3 protein-coding genes and 1 pseudogene are annotated in these 3550 nt (G+C 69.2%); 3 read left to right on the top strand and 1 reads right to left on the bottom strand.

The genetic code is table 11. The features are described 5' to 3' along the window. The coding region (locus G3N94_RS40390; RefSeq protein ID WP_205799766.1) for a CapA family protein at window positions 1-549 on the top strand (549 nt) is incomplete at its 5' end. A gap of 12 nt (window positions 550-561) precedes the next feature. Here G3N94_RS40390 and G3N94_RS40385 read toward each other — a convergent pair. Further along, window positions 562-2085, bottom strand: a complete 1524-nt coding sequence (locus G3N94_RS40385) for a sigma-70 family RNA polymerase sigma factor (RefSeq protein ID WP_205799765.1) — start codon at window positions 2083-2085, stop codon at window positions 562-564. 368 nt (window positions 2086-2453) lie between these two features. Here G3N94_RS40385 and G3N94_RS40380 point away from each other — a divergent pair, with 368 nt between their 5' ends. Continuing rightward, window positions 2454-2864, top strand: coding sequence for a hypothetical protein (locus G3N94_RS40380; RefSeq protein WP_205799764.1), 411 nt, complete (start codon window positions 2454-2456; stop codon window positions 2862-2864). Window positions 2865-2986: 122 nt separating this feature from the next. Next, window positions 2987-3448, top strand: a pseudogene (locus tag G3N94_RS40375) (SH3 domain-containing protein); the annotation flags it as partial. Window positions 3449-3550 lie beyond the last annotated feature (102 nt).

Raw genomic sequence — 3550 nt, 5'->3', positions numbered from 1 at the left:
GCACGCGCGACGCACGGCGGCGTGAACGTGCTCGCCGATCTGTCGCCCGCGCGGGCCGACGCAATCGGCCGCCGGCTCGCGGATGCGCGGCGCGCGGCCGGCGACGTGAACGTCGTCTCGCTGCACTGGGGCGGCAACTGGGGCTACGCGGCGAGCGCCGACGAGCGCGCGTTCGCGCAGCGGCTGATCGACACGGGCGGGGTCGACGTCGTGTATGGCCATTCGTCGCATCACGTCAGGGGCATCGAGCGGTATCGCGGCCGGCTGATCCTGTACGGCTGCGGCGACTTCCTGAACGACTACGAAGGGATCGGCGGCTATCGCGCGTGGCGGCCGGAGCTCGCACTGATGTATTTCCCGCTCGTCGACACGCGCAGCGGCGCGCTCGCCGAGCTGTTCATGGTGCCGATGCAGATCCGCCAGTTGAGCGTGCGCCGTGCACCGGACGAGGGCGTCGCGTGGCTGGCCGATACGCTCGAGCGCGAAAGCGCGGTGTTCGGCACGCACGTGCGCGTCGACGCGGCGGGCAGGCTGGTGTTGCGGGATTGATGCGATGCGGCCTCACATGTCGAGAAACGTATGCGCGTCCTCCGCCGCCTCCGATTCGCGCAATGCCGCGAGTGCGCGCCGTTCGATCTGGCGTACGCGTTCGCGCGACATGCCGGCCTGCTTCGCGATCGACTCGTAGGTGTCCGGCTCCGCGCCGTCGATGCCGAAGCGACGGCGCAGCACGTCGGCCTCGAGCGGCGTGACCGACTTCAGCAGCGCGGTGACGCAATCGCGCAGGCGCGCATCGGCAAGCGTGTCGAACGGGCTGAGCGACGCGCGATCCTCGATCATCTCGCCGAGCCCGGTGTCGGCGTCGGGCAGCGGCGTGTCGAGCGACACCGGTTCGCCCGGCAGCGCAAGCAGCGTGCGCAGCTTGTCCTCGGTGAGACCGCTTTCGGCCGCGAGCTGCGCGGGCGTCGCCTTGCGGCCGGTGCGCTGGTGCAGGCGTTGCGCGGTGCGCTTGACCCGGTGGACCTGGTCGCCGACGTGGACCGGCAGGCGAATCGTCCGCGCCCGTTCCGCCACTGCGCGCGCGACCGCCTGGCGAATCCACCACGTCGCGTAGGTCGAGAACTTGAAGCCGCGGCGATATTCGAATTTCTCGATCGCGCGCAGCAGGCCGATGCTGCCGTCCTGGACGAGATCGGACAGGTCGACGCCGCGATTCGCATACTTGCGGGCGACCGACAGCACGAGGCGCAGGTTGGCCTCGAGCATCCGGCGCGTCGCGTCGTGCATCGTGCGTTGGCCGTCGCGCAGCGCGGCCGCCAGCGCGTGCCGCGTGACCGCGTCGAGCAGCACCGGGTCCGTATCCGGCGTCGCGCCGCCGTGCGCGGTCGATGCAGCCAGCGCGTGCAGGATCCGGCACGCGTTTTCGAGTCCCGCAGCGGGCCATGCGATCGTGTCGAGCCGAGCCGCGAGCCGGCGCTGCGCGTTTCGGTATCCTGCCGATTGGCAGCCCTCCGCGTGCAGCGCGCGGCGTACCGCGGCGACGGCCTTGCGCAGCGCAGCCAGCGTAACGGCAGCCGGCGTATCGGTGTCGTCGCCGGCCGGCGCGATGCTGCCGTACTGCGCGAGCAGCGCGTCGGCGGCGGCCGGGCAGCCGGCGAGCGCGTGCAGCAGTTGGCGGCGACCGGCCTCGATTTCGCGGGCGAGCGCGATTTCATCGTCGTGCGTCAGCAGCGGCACCGCATGCATGCGGTGCAGGTAGACGGCGAGCGGATCGGTCGACGCACGCGCGCCGCGAGCAATGTCGTCGAGCAGCGCGCTGCTTTCGTCGAGTGCATCGCGATCGATGTCGACGGCGGCCGTTTCGGCGAACGGCGCCGGCTGCGGACGTTCGTCGAGCACCGCGATGCCGAGGTCCGCGAGCGCGGCGTGCACCGCGTCGAGCGCTTCGGCGGTATCGCGTCCGGCCGGCAGCGCGTCGATCAGGTCGGCGTGAATCAGGTAGCCCTGTTCGCTGGCGAGCGCCAGCAGGCGGGCAATCGTGTCGGGAGAATCGTCCGCGCGTGGCGCGCGGCCTGGCGTGTCCATGTCGCTGGCGGCCTGCGCCGCTGTCCTGCTGGGGCGGGCTTGCGTCCACCGGGGCCGGCTGCCGGGGGAATCGCGGACGCCCGTCCGCGCCAGCACGCCTGATATCTACCAGATTGACGCTTGCAGCGGCGCTTTCAATGGGCCGAAACCCGCATGCCGGACCGATCCGTCATGCGCCGAACGGGATAAAGCAGGCTTTGACACGGTGCCGGACGGTCGGCCCACCCCAGTCGGCGGAACGGCTGCACGATCGTTAGCTCAATGAAACAAACAGTAACCGATCATACGTCCCGAAATGTGCGGGAAGCATAAGCTAGAGTCGTAGGCTTGCGCCGGTTGGCGCAGTGCCGATCTGGCCGGAGCGTGCGATGAACCCGATGTCCGCATTGACGCCTGCCGCCTGCACGTTGGCTGCGCTGGTGCTCGGCGGTTGCTATTACACGAGTCCGTACGGCTACGCGCCGTATTATGCGCCGGCGCCGGTCGCCTATACGCAGGCACCCGTCACATCGGGCAACCCGACCCCGCCACCGGAAGCGATGACGACCGACGAAGCGGTGCCGGTTTACGCCGGCCCCGTCTACCCGGCCTATCCGCCGTATCCGTATTACTACCCGCCGTACTATCCGGGCTGGTATGACTGTTGCTGGCCGCCGGTCGCGATCGGGTTCGGCTTCGGATTCGGCGGCGGACGACATTTCCATGGCCATGGCCATGGCGGCGGACACTTCGGCCGTCCGCCGATGGGCGGGCATTTCGGCGGCGGGCACGGACACTGAGCCGCAGGCGACATTGGCGCGACCGCGCGTCACCGGATGTCGCGCAACGCGACGCCGCGTCGGTTGCCGCCAATGCAACAGGCGTTGACGCAGTGGGCGCCCGCGCCGTGCAGGAGAACATCATGAGAAACACGATCGTGCGTTGCATCTGCATCGCGCTGCTCGGTTTGCTGGCGTTGCCGGGTATCGCGGATGCGCAGACCGCGGCGTACACGAACGCGCCGGCCAACCTGCGCGCCGGCCCGGCAGAGGACTATCCGCTCGTCGCGCAGATTCCGGAGGACACGATGGTGTCCGTGATCGGCTGCGTCAGTGACTACACCTGGTGCGACGTCGCGCTGCCGGGGCTGCGCGGCTGGATCTATGCGGGGCTGCTCGACTATCCGTATCAGGGAGGCTACGAGCCGCTGCTCGACTACGGGGCCTACTATGGCTTCCCGGTCGTCGTGTTCGCTATCGGGCCGTACTGGGACAACTTCTATCGCGACCGGCCATGGTTTCATGACCGCGACCGCTTCATGCATCACCGTGGGGAGGCGCGACTCGGCCCGGGCGGCGTCCCGCCGGGACGCGGCCACCCGAGATCGGAAGAGCGTCGTGGAGGGAAAGTGTGTCGGAAATGGTGTACACATTGCGCGTCGCCGGCGATGTAATACTAGTAGCGTGATAGCTCCTGTTGATGTTCC

The sequence above is a fragment of the Burkholderia sp. Ac-20353 genome, from assembly GCF_017104785.1.
Lineage (GTDB): Bacteria > Pseudomonadota > Gammaproteobacteria > Burkholderiales > Burkholderiaceae > Burkholderia.
Note: the sequence above shows the minus strand (reverse complement) of the source record. Positions and strands in the feature narration are given on the sequence as shown.

What these genes read in the sequence shown, in the direction of transcription:
- G3N94_RS40385 (WP_205799765.1), bottom strand. Translation starts at nt 2,085, where the DNA reads ATGGACACGCCAGGCCGCGCGCCACGCGCGGACGATTCTCCCGACACG.
- G3N94_RS40380 (WP_205799764.1), top strand. Translation starts at nt 2,454, where the DNA reads ATGAACCCGATGTCCGCATTGACGCCTGCCGCCTGCACGTTGGCTGCG.